The sequence below is a fragment of the Spirillospora sp. CA-108201 genome (assembly GCF_050936235.1).
GTDB lineage: Bacteria > Actinomycetota > Actinomycetes > Streptosporangiales > Streptosporangiaceae > Spirillospora.
This window is the reverse complement of sequence record NZ_JBNJNE010000001.1, coordinates 2699932-2713675: the sequence shown is the minus strand read 5'-3', so window position 1 is coordinate 2713675 and position 13744 is coordinate 2699932. Positions and strand designations below refer to the sequence as shown.

Annotated in this window: 14 protein-coding genes; 5 read left to right on the top strand and 9 right to left on the bottom strand. The window is 72.7% G+C overall.

Annotation, left to right across the window (positions count from 1 at the left end; all coding sequences use genetic code 11):
• Positions 1–190 precede the first annotated feature (190 nt).
• The gene (locus ACQEU6_RS13250; protein ID WP_499331837.1) at positions 191–1738 is read left to right on the top strand and encodes an AMP-binding protein; all 1548 of its coding nucleotides are present in this window, start codon (positions 191–193) and stop codon (positions 1736–1738) included.
• A 77-nt stretch (positions 1739–1815) separates the two neighbouring features.
• Positions 1816–3147 (top strand): chromosome segregation ATPase, encoded by a 1332-nt coding sequence (locus tag ACQEU6_RS13245; protein ID WP_499331835.1) that lies wholly within the window; start codon positions 1816–1818, stop codon positions 3145–3147.
• 287 nt (positions 3148–3434) lie between these two features.
• Here ACQEU6_RS13245 and ACQEU6_RS13240 read toward each other — a convergent pair whose 3' ends face one another.
• The 4 genes from ACQEU6_RS13240 to ACQEU6_RS13225 all read right to left on the bottom strand — a co-directional run bounded on the left by ACQEU6_RS13240 (position 3435) and on the right by ACQEU6_RS13225 (position 7144).
• A complete protein-coding gene (locus tag ACQEU6_RS13240; RefSeq protein WP_499331834.1) occupies positions 3435–4121 on the bottom strand; it encodes an adenosylcobinamide amidohydrolase in 687 nt (228 codons plus the stop codon).
• A complete protein-coding gene (locus ACQEU6_RS13235) occupies positions 4118–4888 on the bottom strand; it encodes an ABC transporter ATP-binding protein (RefSeq protein WP_499331832.1) in 771 nt (256 codons plus the stop codon). The genes ACQEU6_RS13240 and ACQEU6_RS13235 overlap by 4 nt, the downstream gene beginning before the upstream one ends.
• Positions 4885–5919, bottom strand: coding sequence for a FecCD family ABC transporter permease (locus tag ACQEU6_RS13230; protein WP_499340173.1), 1035 nt, complete (start codon positions 5917–5919; stop codon positions 4885–4887). Before ACQEU6_RS13230 ends, ACQEU6_RS13235 begins: the two co-directional genes overlap by 4 nt.
• Positions 5920–6226: 307 nt before the next feature.
• Positions 6227–7144 (bottom strand): ABC transporter substrate-binding protein, encoded by a 918-nt coding sequence (locus tag ACQEU6_RS13225; protein WP_499331829.1) that lies wholly within the window; start codon positions 7142–7144, stop codon positions 6227–6229.
• A 276-nt stretch (positions 7145–7420) separates the two neighbouring features.
• On the opposite strand from ACQEU6_RS13225, the gene ACQEU6_RS13220 reads away from it, so the two are divergent.
• Together ACQEU6_RS13220 and ACQEU6_RS13215 are read left to right on the top strand one after the other, a co-directional pair.
• Positions 7421–8041 carry a TetR/AcrR family transcriptional regulator gene (locus ACQEU6_RS13220; RefSeq protein WP_499331828.1) on the top strand — a complete coding sequence of 207 codons (621 nt, stop codon included), beginning with the start codon at positions 7421–7423 and terminating at the stop codon, positions 8039–8041.
• Positions 8038–8415: a VOC family protein gene (locus ACQEU6_RS13215; protein ID WP_499331826.1), complete on the top strand. Its 378-nt coding sequence runs from the start codon at positions 8038–8040 to the stop codon at positions 8413–8415. Before ACQEU6_RS13220 ends, ACQEU6_RS13215 begins: the two co-directional genes overlap by 4 nt.
• Here ACQEU6_RS13215 and ACQEU6_RS13210 read toward each other — a convergent pair.
• Positions 8402–9307, bottom strand: a complete 906-nt coding sequence (locus ACQEU6_RS13210; RefSeq protein ID WP_499331824.1) for an LLM class F420-dependent oxidoreductase — start codon at positions 9305–9307, stop codon at positions 8402–8404. The two genes, ACQEU6_RS13215 and ACQEU6_RS13210, sit on opposite strands and share 14 nt — an antisense overlap.
• 226 nt (positions 9308–9533) lie before the next feature.
• Positions 9534–9698, bottom strand: coding sequence for a hypothetical protein (locus ACQEU6_RS13205; protein WP_499331823.1), 165 nt, complete (start codon positions 9696–9698; stop codon positions 9534–9536).
• A gap of 587 nt (positions 9699–10285) precedes the next feature.
• Here ACQEU6_RS13205 and ACQEU6_RS13200 point away from each other — a divergent pair.
• Positions 10286–11527: an IS256 family transposase gene (locus tag ACQEU6_RS13200; protein ID WP_499331822.1), complete on the top strand. Its 1242-nt coding sequence runs from the start codon at positions 10286–10288 to the stop codon at positions 11525–11527.
• Between the two features lie 96 nt (positions 11528–11623).
• On the opposite strand, the gene ACQEU6_RS13195 is transcribed toward ACQEU6_RS13200, so the two are convergent.
• The 3 genes from ACQEU6_RS13195 to ACQEU6_RS13185 form a co-directional block, all read right to left on the bottom strand.
• Positions 11624–11959 carry a hypothetical protein gene (locus ACQEU6_RS13195; RefSeq protein ID WP_499331820.1) on the bottom strand — a complete coding sequence of 112 codons (336 nt, stop codon included), beginning with the start codon at positions 11957–11959 and terminating at the stop codon, positions 11624–11626.
• Between the two features lie 265 nt (positions 11960–12224).
• The gene (locus ACQEU6_RS13190; RefSeq protein ID WP_499331819.1) at positions 12225–13100 is read right to left on the bottom strand and encodes a VOC family protein; all 876 of its coding nucleotides are present in this window, start codon (positions 13098–13100) and stop codon (positions 12225–12227) included.
• The gene (locus ACQEU6_RS13185) at positions 13093–13665 is read right to left on the bottom strand and encodes an RNA polymerase sigma factor (RefSeq protein WP_499331818.1); all 573 of its coding nucleotides are present in this window, start codon (positions 13663–13665) and stop codon (positions 13093–13095) included. The genes ACQEU6_RS13190 and ACQEU6_RS13185 overlap by 8 nt, the downstream gene beginning before the upstream one ends.
• Positions 13666–13744 lie beyond the last annotated feature (79 nt).

Here is a 13744-nt window from a genome sequence, read left to right as displayed (position 1 = left end):
GTATCGTCCTCGATCTGACGCCCAATGGTAATTGCCCGGACGAGCAAGGTCATGGAAAAGCCCTGTCCTGCATCGGACGATCTTCCCCGCGGCCGGCGGGCCGGCCATGGCCGGCCTTGACTCTCCCAGCACCTCCGGATCAGATGGTCGAACACGATTCGGTTGCATGCCCCGGACAGAGGAGGGCCGCATGGGCGTCGAGGGTGCCGGCTTCTACGAGATCGCGCGCAACGACCCGGACCGCCCCGCCGTGCTGGCCCCCGGCGTGCCGATGTCCTACGGCGAGCTGCACGCCGAGGTGAACCGGCTCTCCAACGCGCTGGCCGGGATCGGGCTGCGTCCCGGCGACACCCTCGCCACCGTCCTCGGCAACCGGCCCGAGTTCCTCACCGTCCTGCTCGCGGCGGTCCAGTCGGGCCTGTACCTGGTCCCGGTGAGCCGCCACCTGACCGCCTCCGAGATCGGCTACATCCTCGGCGACAGCGGCGCCAAGGCCGTCATCGCCGAGAGCGCCCTGGCCGGGGCGGTGTCCGGCGCGGCCGACGAGGCGGGCGTCCCGGCCGAGGGGCGGGTGAGCGTCGACGCCGGCACCGGGTACCGGTCGATGGCCGCGCTCTGCGCGACGGGTGACGCGGAACCGCCCGCCGAGCGGCGCATGGGCTCGGTGATGCTCTACACGTCCGGGACGACGGGACGGCCGAAGGGAGTCCGGCGGCCGCTGCTCGACATCGCGCCCGAGGTGCTGATGGACATCATGCGGCGGACGCTGGGGCGGCACCTCGGGCTGGAGCCCGGCGACGAGGTGCACCTGGCCGTCGGGCCGCTCTACCACTCCGCGCCCTGCGTCCACGCGATGATGGCGCTGAACCTCGGCCACGCCGTCGCCGTCGCCCCGCGGTTCCACCCCGAGCACACCCTGGAGCTGATCCAGCGGCACGGCGTCACCAACACGTTCATGGTGCCGACGATGTTCCACCGGATGCTGGCCCTGCCGGACGCCGTCCGCGCCCGTTACGACCTGTCGACGCTGCGCCAGGTCTACCACAGCGCCGCACCCGTCCCCGTGGAGACGAAGCAGAGGATGATGGAGTGGTGGGGGCCCGTGCTCTACGAGTACTACGGCTCCACCGAGAGCGGCCCGGTCGTCGTCGCGACCCCGCACGAGTGGCTCGCCCGCCCCGGGACGGTCGGGCGCGCGGTCGACGGCGTGCGGATCAAGATCCTCGACCCCGAGGGGGCCGAGCTGCCGCCGGGGGAGACCGGCCTCATCTACGCGACCGGGCAGCCCGGGTTCGAGTACCACGGCGACCCGGCCAAGACCGCCGCCGCCATGCGGGACGCCTACTACACTCCCGGCGACCTCGGCCACCTCGACGCGGACGGCTGGCTCTACATGAGCGACCGCCGCACCGACCTCATCATCTCCGGCGGCGTCAACGTCTATCCCGCCGAGATCGAGTCCGTGCTGCTCCAGCACCCGGCGGTCGGCGACGTCGCCGTCATCGGCGTCCCGGACGACGACTGGGGGCAGCGTGTCGTCGCGCTCGTCGAACCCGCCGAGGGCGCCGACCCGGGAGAGGGACTCGCCGCCGAACTGCTCGCGCACTGCGGCCCCCGGCTGGCGAAGCTGAAGCACCCCCGGCGCGTGGAGTTCCGCGAATCGCTGCCGCGCACACCGTCCGGCAAACTCAGCCGTCACCGCGTCCGAGAGGCCTACCTGCGCGAACACGCGGACTGACGCCGCCGCCACGGCCGGGCCCCAACTCGTCGCGGCGAACGTCGAACGCCTCCGGGCCACCGTGCGTACCACGGCACATGAAAGACCAGAAGGTCGCCCCGATCGCCAACGTCGCCCCGATCCCCGCCGCCCCGACGCAGACCGACCTTCCCGTCATCACCGATCCCGCCGCCTACGCCGAGGGCGACGACCCCGCGCCGCCGCGCGGGTCCGCCGGCGCGCTGCCGGACGTCCCGCCGGCCGGCGCGGGGGAGCCGCCGGTCCCCGAAGACGACCGCGCCGGGATCGCACGCCTCGGCGACCCGGTCGCGGTCTGGCCGTGCGCCGGCTGCGGACGGCCCGTGCCGCAGCCGGTGCGCGGCGCCCGCACCGTCCGCTACTGCCAGGACGGCGGCGGCGCGTGCGAGCGGGCCGCGCGCGAGAGCCGGGAGCGCGGGCTGGAGGCGCCGGGCCTCACCGGACAGGTCGCCTGGACGTGGGAGATGGTCGACCGGCTGGAGGGCCTCGCCGACCGGCTCGCCGGGTCGCTGATCTCCGAGCTGAGCGTCGCGGGCGTCGAGCGGCGGCTCGCCGAGACCCGCGCCGAGGCCGCCGGGCTCGTCGCGATCGCGCAGCGGGAGCGCGACGCGTCCCAGCGGCAGGCCGAGGCGGCGTGGCGCGAGACGGCCACCGCCCGCGCCCGCGCCGAGGCCGCCGAGCAGGAGGCGGCGTCCGCCCGCGCTGAGGCCGAGCGGCTGGCGGCCGAACGGGACGCCGCGCGGCGCGAGCGCCGGGAGGCCAGGGACGACGCCGACGGCGCGGGCGCCGCCCGCCTCGCCGCCGAGCGCGAGCGCGACCGCATGGCCTCCCGGGAGGGCGAGCTGCTGGCCTCCCTGGAGAGCGCCCGCGCCGAACTCGTCGCCCTGCACGGGCGGCTCTCCGAGGCCGACACCCTCGTCGAGGGCCGGCGCGTCGAGGCGGCCGCCGCCGACCGCGCCGCCGAGGACCTGCGCTCCGCCGTCCGCGACGCCGAGGCCAAGCGGGGGCAGGCCGTCGCCGACCGCGACCAGATCCAGGCGCGCGCCCGCGAGCTGGAGCGGCACAACTGGCAGATCGCCCGCACCGCCGAGGAGCTGCGCGCGGCGGTGCGGGCGCTGACCGCCGAGCGGGACGCCGCCCGCGCCGAGGCCGAGCGCGCGCGCCGCCGCGTCGACGCGATCACCGCGCTGTCGGAGGGGCGCGCGGACCCGGGTCAGGGCGGGCCGCGCCCGGACGTCGACCGGGAACCGCCGACCGGGCTGCACTCCCTGCCGCCGATGAGCGGCTCCCTGCTGGACGGCGGCGATCCGCTCGCCACCGGCCCCCTGCGCCGTAATGGTCACAACGGATACGGAGGACACAACGGGCATCGCCTTCCCCATGCCGGCTGACCGTCATGCCGGCCCCGAGACCCACAGGGAGGAGGTGAGGCCCAGCCCCCACACTGCACTGGCCCTGATACCGGCCGCCGCACCACACCGGGGTGGCGCGGCGGCCGGTCTAGGCTGTGTTTTTACAGTCCCGGCCCACTTTGCTCGCCTGGCGGCTCGCTACGTGACCGGGCCTGGGCGAACGCGGCATCGCTTCGCGATCTGCCCGGTTCCGCTCGCCTCCGGCTTCGCTCCACCGGGCAGCTCACGCGTTCGCGCGCATCGCCGAGGCCACTTCGAGACAGGCCTCAGCCGGGTGCCTTCAGGCGGGCGGCGTAGTCCAGAGCCCCGGCGTGGACGGCGGCGTGCACGGTCCTGGCGATCCGCGCGCCCCAGACGGACCGGGGCCCCGCGAACACCTCCGGCGCTCCGCCGGTCGCCGCCGCGACGCAGATCGCGTCGGACGCCGTGCCCGTGCACGGGAAGCCGGCCTCCAGCAGCGCCTGCGTCTTGGCCTCGGTCGCGGTGACGACCGCGTTCACCAGCGCCGCGTCGCTCATAGCGACGGGCACGGCGACCACGATGTTGATCGTCCCGGGCTTCCAGGCCGGGGTCCCGTCCCCCTCCAACGGGGCCAGTTCGGGATCGGGCGCCCCGGCGGGGGAGGCCGCCCAGGTCGGGACGCGCAGCCCGACCGTCGCCGACACGCTCACGCCCTCGCCGTCCCGGCGCACCGTGCGTGCCACCGAGGCCGCCGTGAGCATCCCGACGCCGGGGCCCTCCAGCCCGCTGCCCGCCGCGAGTTCGGCCAGGTGCGCGACCGGGTCGGTGCGCGCGTAGGCGCCGGGCACCTGGGCGTTCAGCACCCAGCGGGCCGGGCCGACGCCGCCGCCCAGCATCGCCGAGGAGATCATCCGCCGACCGGGTCCCGCCCGCCACACCGTCGAGGCGAGGCGCCTGCCGTCCTCCACCCGCCACACCGTCTCGAGGTTCACGGACGCTCCAGCGACAGGACCGGCCGTCCGCCCGGTCCCGGGGTGACGCTCACACGGGCGTCGAAGTGCTCCTCGACGGCGTCGCGGGTGAGGACCAGGCCGGGCGGGCCCGCCGCGGCCACCCGCCCGCCGGAGATGAGGACGAGCCCGTCGGCGTACTGCCCGGCGAGCGTCAGGTCGTGGATCGTGGTCACCACGGTCAGCCCGTCCGACAGCCGCAGCCGGTCGATCAGCTCCATCACCTGCTGCTGGTGGCCGATGTCGAGCGCGGTCGTCGGCTCGTCCAGCAGCAGTACCGAGGTCTGCTGCGCGAGGGCGCGGGCCAGCACCACGCGCTGCCGCTCGCCCCCGGACAGGTGGTCCAGGGGGCGGGCCGCCAGGGGAGTGAGGCCCAGCCGGTCGAGGACCTCCCCGGTGATGGCCCGGTCGCGGGAGCTCTCCCGGCCCAGATGCGGCACGTAGGGGGAGCGCCCCAGCAGCGTGTAGTCGTACACCGTCATGCCCACCGGGAGGTTCGGGCTCTGCGGGGCGTAGGCCACGAGCCGGGCGCGCTGCCTCGGCTTGAGCGACTGGAGGTCGGCGCCCGCGAGGGTGATCTCGCCGCGGGACGGCACCAGGCCGAGGACCGCGCGCAGCAGCGTCGACTTGCCCGCGCCGTTCGGCCCGATGACCGCCGTCCACGACCCGGCCGGGACCTCCAGCGACACGCCCTCCAGCACCGGCCGCCCGCCGAGCGCGACGTCCAGGCGCCGCACCGAGACGGTCACGTCTCCACCTGCCGGCGCGACGCGCGCAGCACCGCGACGAAGAACGGCCCGCCGACGAACGCCGTCACCACCCCGAGCGGGAGCTCCCCCGGCTTGATCACTGTCCTCGCCACGAGGTCGGCCACCTCCAGGAACGCCGCGCCGCCCAGCAGCGACAGCGGCAGCACGATCCGGTACGACCCGCCCGCCAGTTTCCGCACCACGTGCGGGACGACGATGCCGACGAACGCGATCAGCCCGCTCACCGCGACCGCCGACGCCGTCGCCAGCGACGCCGCCACCAGCACCGTCAGCCGGACCCGCGCCGCCGACAGGCCGAGCGAGGCCGCCTCCTCGTCGCCGACGCTCAGCACGTCCAGCAGCCGGCCGTGGACGAGCAGCACCACGGTGGAGACCAGCGCGTACGGGAAGACGAGCGCCAGCTGGTGCCAGTCGGCCGACCCGACCCCGCCGAGGATCCACGAGTAGATCCGCTGCAGCTCCTCCGCCTTCATCTGCTGGACCAGCGTCTGCACCGCGGCGAGGAACGACGACACCGCGACGCCGGCCAGCACCAGCGTCGCCGTCCCGTTCCCGCGGCCCGTCGCGAAGCTGCCCAGCAGGTAGGCCAGGGCCACCCCGCCGATCGCCCCGGCGAACGACGCGAGCGGCACCGCGTACCCGGGGTCGCCCGGCACCAGCGCGATGACCAGCGTCGCTCCGACGCCCGCCCCCGCCGCCGCGCCCAGCAGGTACGGGTCGGCGAGCGGGTTGCGGAACACCCCCTGGTACCCGGCGCCCGCGACGGCGAGCATCCCGCCGACCAGCGCCGCCATCAGCGCCCTCGGCACCCGCAGCTGGAACAGCACGTTCTCGTCGATGACGCCGAACCCGCTGTCGGCGTGCACGAACGGGATCTTGTCGGCCAGAGCTTTGAGAACCCCGCCGACGGGCAGCCCGGCCGATCCCACCAGCACCCCCGCCAGAAGCGTCGCGAGCAGCAGCCCGGCCGCCGCCGCGAACGGCAGCGGCCGCAGCCTGGCCCGGCTCAGGCCGCCGGGCGGTGCGGTGGCACGGTCCAGGTCGCCGGTGCCGCCGGTGCGGCCGCCCGTCTCGGCAGGCGGCCCGCCGCGGCCGCCGGAGATCCCGGTCCGTTGCTCCTGCCCGGGGACGTCCTCGGAATCCCCGCCTGCGGCCTGCGGGTCCGTGTCCTCGGCGGCGCGTGGATCGCGTCCGGAGACGTCCTCGGGCCGTGCGCGGACGTCCTGGGACGTCCCAGGCGCGTCCTCGGCGGCGGCCGGGACGTCCCCGGCGCGCGGTCGGCGCCGGCTCACGGGCGGGCGTCCTCGGCGGCAGCGGTCACTGAACCTTCTGCACCGCGTCGCCGATCGCCTTGACGAACGCCGCCAGGCGCGGCCCCCAGCGGGAGGCGATGTCGTCGTCGAGCTCCACCACGCCGCCGTGGCCGACCGCGTCCAGATCCGACCAGCCGGGGCGCTTGGTGAGGGCGGCGGTGTTCTGCCCGCAGCACTTGGTGTCGGCCAGGAAGATCAGGTCGGGGTCCTGCTTGAGCAGGTACTCGCGGGACAGCTGCGGGTAGCCGCCGGACGCCTTGTCCGCCTTGTCGGCGATGTTCTGCAGGCCGAAGAGCCCGTACACCTGACCCACGAAGGTCTTGGACGTCACCGAGTGAAGCTGGTTGTCCAGCTCGTGGTAGTACGTGAGGCCCTTGGCCTTGGATGACGCGGCGACCGTCTTCTGGATGTCCGCCCGCATGCCGTCGGTGATCTTCTTGGCCTCGGCCTCCCGTCCGGTGGCCCGCCCGAGGTCGCCGATCTCGTCGTAGGCCTCGTCGAGGCTCTTCGCCGCCGGCTCCAGCAGGACCGGGACCTTCACCTTCTCCAGCGCCTTGACGATGCCGTCCATGTCGTCGGACAGCACGACGAGGTCCGGCTTGTAGGCGATGATCGCCTCGGCGTTCGGCTTGAAGCCCGACAGCTTCGTCCGCGGCGTGCCGGCGGGGAAGTTGGAGTAGTCGTCCACCGCGACCACCCGCGGCCCGGCGCCGATGGCGAAGAGCGTCTCGGTGTGCGTGGGGGACAGGGAGACGATGCGCTTCGGGTCGGCCGGGACGGACACGGCCCCGTTGGCGGCCTGGACGGTGACGGTCTTCCCGTCCGCCGCGCCGCCGGTCTTGCCGTCGTCGCCGCCGCATGCGGCGGCGAACGTGACGACGCCGATCGCCATCACCGCGCCCAAGGTGCGTACGGGTCTCACAGGAGCCTCCTGGCTGCAGGGAAGCCGCGGCCCGTCATGACGGATCGCCCTTCCACGAGGTCGACAAGCGTCGGCGCGCGAGGAGGCGACCTGGCTCGGCCACTTCGAGAGGGGCACCACAGTTGCGGGACAGCGCCGGATTTTCCACCGGACTTCGCTCCTGGCGCGCAGCATCGCAACGGTATCAGCCACCGAATGCTGATCTGTCGGATTGAGCGGAGTGAGCACTCACTTCGCCCTTGACGGAGTGAGTGCTCACTCCGTACCGTGGCGGGCATGGAGGAGAAGACCCGCCGGCGCGCCCCGGGAATGAGCCCCGAGCAGCGCCGCGAGATGATCATTCGGACCGCGCTGCCGCTCGTCGCCGAGCACGGCACGGCCGTCACCACCGCGCAGATCGCCCGCGCCGCCGGCATCGGCGAGGCGACGATCTTCCGCGTGTTCGCCGACAAGGACGAGCTGCTGGACGCCTGCGTCGCCGAGGCGCTGCGGACCGACCACGTCCTCGCCGAGATCGGCGCGATCCCGCTCGACCAGCCGCTGCCCGCGCGGCTCGCCGAGGCCGCCGCCGCGATCGACGCCTACCTCGCCCGCATGGGCCTGGTGATCGGCGCCCTGCACGCCACGGGCCGGCGCGAGCGCCGCGAGCCCGGCGCCGGCGAGCCCGGCCCCGACCGCGGCGCCGCCATGACCCGCACCCGCGACGCGCTCGCCGAGCTGTTCGACCCCGAACGGGACCGGCTGCGCCTGCCCGTCGAGCAGATCGCGGGCCTGTTCATGGGCTTCGTGTTCAGCCGCGCCCGGCCCGCCGCCGGTCCCGACGCGCAGCTCCCCTCCGTCGAGGAGTACCTGGACGTCTTCCTGCACGGCGCGCTCAAGGAAGGAACCGCCTCATGACGATCACCCTGAACCACGCGATCGTGACCGCCGCCGACAACGACGAGGCCGCCCGCTTCTTCGCCGCCGTCATGGGCCTGGAGTACACCGGCCCGCACCCGCACGCTCGGCACTTCGTCCCGATCCGCGTGAACGAGGGCCTCACCCTCGACTTCATGACCGTCGCCTACCCGCAGGGCCACCACCTGGCCTTCGACGTGGACGCCGTCACCTTCGACACGGTCGTGGACCGCCTCGACGCCCGCGAGATCCCCTACGGGGACGACCCCGCCCACGCCGACAACGGCCGCGTCGACGACGACCACCCGCTCGGCGGCCGCGGCCTCTACTTCTCCGACGCCAGCGGCAACCTCTACGAGCTCATCTCGCCGTGACCGTCTTCAGGAACTCCCGGGTGCGCCGGTCGCCCGGCACGTACTCGGCCGCGACGAAATCGGTGACACCCGCCTTGGACAGCTCCTCCAGCTTCGCCGCGACCGCGTCCTCGTCCCCGACGAGAGCCAGGTCCTTCGGCCCCTCCACGCCCTCCCGGTCCATCATCGCCCGGTAGGACGGCAGCATCCCGTACACCTCGAACGTCTCCCCGGCCTGCTCCCGCGCGCGCTCCACGTCACCGGTGACGCACACGGGCAGGACGCACACGACGCGCGGCGCGTCCCGTCCGGCCGCCTCGGCCGCGGCCGCGATGGTCGGCACGATGTGCTCGCGGACGGTGACCGGACCGGTCATCCACAGCACCGTCCCGTCCGCGCGCTCCGCCGCCAGCTTCAGCATCTTCGGGCCGAGCGCCGCCAGCAGCAGCGGCACCCGCCCCTCGTTCGGCACGGTCAGCCCGATGGCGCCCCGCAACGTCTCTCCCGTGAACGAGGCGTTCTCCCCGGCGAGCAGCGGCGCCAGCACCGACAGGTACTCGTCCATGTGCCGCAGCGGCCTGCCGAAGTCGTACCCGTACATGTCCTCGATGACGATCTTGTGGGACAGCCCGACGCCGAGCGTGAACCGTCCCCCCAGCGCCAGTGAGGTCGTCCTCGCCTGCTGCGCCAGCACGGCCGGATGCCGCGGATAGGTCGGCACCACCGCCGTCCCGAGCTCGATCCCGGACACCCCGCCGCCCGCCACGGCCAGCGCGGTCAGCGCGTCCACCCCGAAGATCTGCGACATCCACGCGGAGGAGAACCCGTCGTCCGCCGCGCGCCGCACGTCGTCGGCCAGCTTCCCCAGCGCCTCGACCCCGCCGCGCTCGTTGAGCAGAACCCCGACCCGCACAAGGACCTCCCAGAGAGATAACCAGCTCCTTACATGACCATCCCTACCTAAGCGCCCCGCCCCGACCGCCACAAGGCGAACACCCGGCATGCCCGGCATCGCAGGTCTCGGTCTTCGTGGAGCTGCACAACAAGGACATCGTGCTCGGCGGGTGCGTCCTGCACGGCTGGGACCTCGCCGTCGCCACCGGACGCGAGCCCGGTGGCGACGGCGGGCCTGCCGCGGATCAGGACCGGGCGGGAAGGCGGTCGGCGACCTCGACCTGGAGGACGGTGGTCTTCACCTCTCCGGCGCCGCTCTCGGCCGTGCCGGTCCAGTCCCCGCCGCGGGGGCGGGGCGTCCGGTCGAGGCAGCGGCTGCCCAGGAAGCGGTAGGTGGAGCGGTCGAACATCAACTCCAGCCGGCCGCCGTCGGAGTCCTGAGACGGCGAGACGGCCGGCGGCGTCGGTGGCGTGCTCGTTCACCCGCCTGCAGAAACGTCTCGGCCATCAGATCGTCGGCCAGATCACCGCCGAGCGAGATACCGGTGGATCGTCGGAGCGTGCCGGTCGTACCCTGCCGCCTGCGTGGTCGCGTCCAGCGTGGATGGCGACTGTCGGCTTGGGCTTTTTTTTGAGGGTGGCGGGCGGTCGCCGAGAACGCCCCGGCCGGGGCGTTGCCGCCCGCCGCCTGCTTGGCGGCGGGCGGAGGCGACATTCACAACTAGCAGCGATACCCCTGAAGACCAGCGACGGCGGGACGATGCAGTTCATCGTCTTCGGGCGGCGGCACCTTTCATTCACGCGACCCACATCGTTCCCGGGGCGTGCTGCCGCTTCCTGGTGTTGTCCTCGATGTCGGGCCACCGATGGCATGGATGGGTTGCGTCCACGGAGGTGGTGTACGAGTTTCCGCAGGTGAAGAGCGTGGCGTCGTGACGTGAGACGGCCACCGCGTAGATCCTTCGAGATGGATGATCAAGAAGAAGGAGACAACGCGATGGCCGCGGACAACAGTGTGGACCCTGGCGAGTGGATTGCCGAGCAGATCGGGGCGTGTGAGCCGGATCTGCTGCGGTCGATGGTCAAGACGATGGCCGAGGCGCTCATGTCGGCGGAGGCCGACGTGGTCTGCGGGGCCGACTACGGGGCCCGTTCGGACGGGCGGGTCAACCGCCGCAACGGCTACCGGGTCCGGGAATGGGACACTCGCGCCGGCACCGTGGAGTTGGCGATCCCGAAGCTGCGCAGCGGGTCCTACTTCCCCGAGTGGCTGCTGGAGCGGCGTCGCCGCGCCGAGCAGGCCCTGGTCAGCGTGGTCGCCACCTCCTATCTGCTGGGCGTCAGCACGCGGCGCGTGGACAAGCTGGTCGAGCAGATGGGCATCAAGGGCATCTCCAAGAGCCAGGTGTCGCAGATGTCGAAGGTGCTGGACGCCCAGGTGGCCGCGTTCCGCAACCGGCCTTTGGAGGGCGGCCCGTATGCGTTCGTGTGGGTGGACGCCCTGACCCAGAAGGTGCGCGAGGGCGGCCGGATCGTGAACGTGCACGTGCTGGTGGCCACCGGTGTCAACGCCGACGGGCACCGCGAGATCCTCGGCGTCGAGGTCACCTCGGCAGAGGACGGCGCCGGGTGGCTGGCGTTCCTGCGCGGGCTGGTCGCCCGCGGCCTGACCGGCGTGCAGTTGGTGATCTCCGATGCCCACGCCGGCCTGGTCGAGGCGATCGGCTCCACCTTGCCCGGCGCGGGCTGGCAGCGGTGCCGGACGCATTACCTGCGCAATCTGCTGACCAGGGTCCCCAAGTCGGCGCAGCCGTGGGTGGCGACGCTGGTGCGGACCATCTTCGACCAGCCCGCCTCCGAAGAGGTCCACGCCCAGCACGCCCGCGTGGTCGCCTCGCTGGAGGCCAAGCACCCCGATGCCGCCGAGCACCTGGACCAGGCCGAACCCGATCTGCTGGCCTTCACCGCGTTCCCTCGGCAGATCTGGCGGCAGATCTGGTCGAACAATCCCCAGGAGCGGCTGAACAAGGAGATTCGTCGGCGCACCGACGTGGTCGGGATCTTCCCCGACCGGGCCGCGATCGTCCGCCTGGTCGGCGCGGTTCTGATGGAGCAGACCGACGAATGGACCGAGGCCCGCCGCTACATGGGCCTGGAGTTCCTGGCCAAAGCCCGCCTGCGCGTCATCGACGGAACCACACCCGACCCCAAGATCGACAACCAGGAACTCACCGCTTAACCTGTAGAAACAGGATCACGCGGAGGCCGACTCATACACCACTCCGCTGGACGTGACCCATGGATGTGCTGGCCGGCTGGGCGGGGGAGGCTGGGGTCAGGTGGTGTGGGGTTCGCTGTTTTGGGGTGCGTGTTGTTGAGCCAGTCGCCGGTCGTTGTCGGCCCATCGGCGGTGGCGCGCGGCTGACTGGAGATGGAGCTCGGCCTCTTCGGGATGGACGTTGGCCATCTCCTCCAGCAGCGACGCGGCTCGGTCGTGGGCTCGCGCCGATGAGACCATCGCTTGCCGCGCGTACTCCTCAGCCTCGCGCCTGCGCTCCGGAGCCGCCAGAGGCGCTTCGGAGCCGTCCGGCAGCCGCGTTGCCGCTCTGCGCTCCCCGGCCCGCCGCGTACGGCCGGCCTTCACCCGATGCGGGCGGTCTTCGCTGTCCATACCAGCCAATCCGACGCCGAAGCTCGTCGACCAACCAGCCCATCAGACACGTTCGACTTCTACCCGGCAGCGTGTCCTTTCAGCCCACTTCGGCGGACACATACCTAACCCGTCATTTCCCTATGGACGGCCATGGGGTCCCTGAGGCCCGGGACTCGCGCCGGGCGAGAGACGGATTGGGGGCGTCGGTAGTGAGGGTCTTGACGTTCGCGGCGTCCTCGTGAACGTGGTTGGAGAAGGAGCGGATCGGGTTTGGTAGGGAATGTCAGTGCTGGCCGAGGTAAAAGCGGCTCCCTTGGTCGTCGGTGCATTCGGCGGTGACGCCGTAGGGCTGTCGGGCCGGAGCCGTCGCGGTGCCGCCGGCCTCGCGGACGCGGGTGACGGCGGCACCGATGTCGTCGACGGTGTACATGGGGACGACCACGGGACGGTCGGCGCCACCGTACATACCGGTCATCGGGCGGACCTCCGTTCCGTGGAGGTGGACGCTCCAGCCGCCCGGCGTATGACCAGGTCTGAACTCCCAGTTCAGCACCTCGCCGTAGAAGGAGCGTGCGCGGGCGATGTCGGGGACGCCGATGGTGAGGTAGGAGATCTCGCCGTGACGAGCGGTGAGCCCGGCCGCTTCCGCGAGCCTGGCCTCGACCTGGCTGACCACTTCCGGAGGCTGGTAGACCGAGAAGCGCAGGCCCTGGTCGTCCGTGCACATGGCGCTGAGACCGTACGGCTCGTCGGTCGGGTCTTGGGCGTCGCCCCCGGCGTCACGGACCTGCCGGACGGCCTCGTGGACGTCCTCGACCGCGAAAGCCAGGTAGACGGTGCGCTGCTCCTGCCCGCCGGAGAGCCCGATGTGCTGTTCGGGCAGTCCCTCGATGTGGCGAACAGCCCCGGTGGCCCCCGAATCCGCGTGCCAGCCGAGGACGGCGCCATAGAAGGCGACGGCGCGCTCTACGTCGGGAACCCAGACCGAGGCGTACCCGATGTCGCCGTGCCGCTTGTCGTGGATGGTGTCCGTCGTCATGGTGTCTCCCGTCGGTTGCAGCAGCGCGCGCTGAAGGCGTTCACGCAGGCGCGCTGCGAAGTCGGGGTCGGGGTCGATGGGGACGACCGGTGCACGGAGAGCCTCCAGCGGATCAGTCATCGTGGCCCTCCTTTCCGTCGCGGTGTCCGGAGACCCGTTTCCCTGGTGGACAGTGATCGGTGTAGGCGTGCCGAAAGGCCTTGCGAGCCCGTGTCAGAAGCGCCTCGGTGGCGTGAAGGGTGCGGCCCAGATGCTCGGCGACCTGCGGGACCGGCAGCCCGTCGAGGTAGCGCAGCGTCAGAGCAGCCCTGTGGTGAGGCGCCAGCCTGCTGAGGACCTCTCGGGCGACGAGCGCATCCAGGCGTTCGTCCCACGGGTCCTCGGCGGCATCCAGGACGCCCCCGTTCAGGGCCTGGAGACCGCGTTGCTCCCGCTCCGCCCGCCGCCAGTGGTCGGCCAGTTTGTGGCGCGCCACGCCGACGAGCCACGCGACCGACAGCGCCGGGGGCGGCTCCTTGCGCAGTGCCTCCACGGCGGCCAGGAAGGTCTCGGCCGTGAGGTCCTCGGCCAGAGCTCGCCGCCCGCACCGGGGCAGCAGGTAGCCGTAGACCTCGGGCAAGGCCGTGTCGTAGAGATCGAGCAGGGCCGGCCCCGGGTCGGGCTCCAGCTTTCCCGGGTGGTTCATACCCCTCCATCGCTCGGCGGGCCGCTTCTCCGACGGGCGGGACGGAAATTTTTCGAGGCGTCGCTGCGGATGCGCGACC